This is a genomic window from Bradyrhizobium sp. Crot121 (assembly GCF_059512385.1).
This window is the reverse complement of record NZ_JCAMOR010000297.1, coordinates 1-791: the sequence shown is the minus strand read 5'-3', so window position 1 is coordinate 791 and position 791 is coordinate 1. Positions and strand designations below refer to the sequence as shown.

General features: G+C 63.1%; 1 protein-coding gene. It reads right to left on the bottom strand.

Annotated elements, in window-relative coordinates; all coding sequences use genetic code 11:
• Positions 1 to 175: 175 nt before the first annotated feature.
• Positions 176 to 532 carry a hypothetical protein gene (locus AC5ZGW_RS46625; RefSeq protein ID WP_130232017.1) on the bottom strand — a complete coding sequence of 119 codons (357 nt, stop codon included), beginning with the start codon at positions 530 to 532 and terminating at the stop codon, positions 176 to 178.
• Between the last annotated feature and the right edge of the window lie 259 nt (positions 533 to 791).

Below are 791 nucleotides of genomic sequence, written 5' to 3'. Positions count from 1 at the left end.
GGTCGACGGACCGATCCGCTCACCGGCGGCGATCACTCTGGCGGGCGTCCATTGGCCGTAGCGCCGATGGGCGCTGGCATGTGGTCGGCGATGGTGGTGTGCCGCGAGGTGCAGAATGTTTGATGCGGTCGCTGGCGCGTTGGCTGCGAGCTCCGCTTGCACCCACGCTGCGATGTTACTCATCGTCGCCGTCCTCGCGCTCGAGCTTGAATTTGTTGGCCGTATCGGATGCGCGGAAGTAGTTGACCGGCGCGCTGCGCCATGAGTCCATGGAGTCGCCGCCAGGTGCGGTAGCCTCACCGCGTCCGATGCAGGACGCGAACAGTGCGGTAATCGTCTCGATAGAGTTCGCGAGCCGTTCGGTCGCGTCCGCGGTGCGCTCAGCGGCCTTGGCGTTTCGCAGCCCAAGGATGAGCAGCGGTCCAGCGGCGCCCGCGAGCGTATCGGCTGCGTCGGCTAACGCCTGGGTCGCGAACAACGTTTGCTTGCGCAAAGTTTCATCCAAGGCTGGCGCCTTGTCGTCGGTAATCATGGTGGCAGGTCTTTCGTGTGTGGACGGGGTTGACAGGCTCGGCCAGCCACCGAAAGAAGACGCCGCATCCCCCGCAGAATGCGGCCCCTATCTACTGGCGATGCGACGCTGAGAATCGCGCACCGGCCGGAATCCGGTCGCTAAGCCACTGGTCTGATAGAGCTTACTCATAGGTCAGAACTATAGGCGACATTGTTGCGGCGTTGGTGTATGCTATCGGCATGAAACGCGACGGCCGACAACTTGACCATCGAACCCT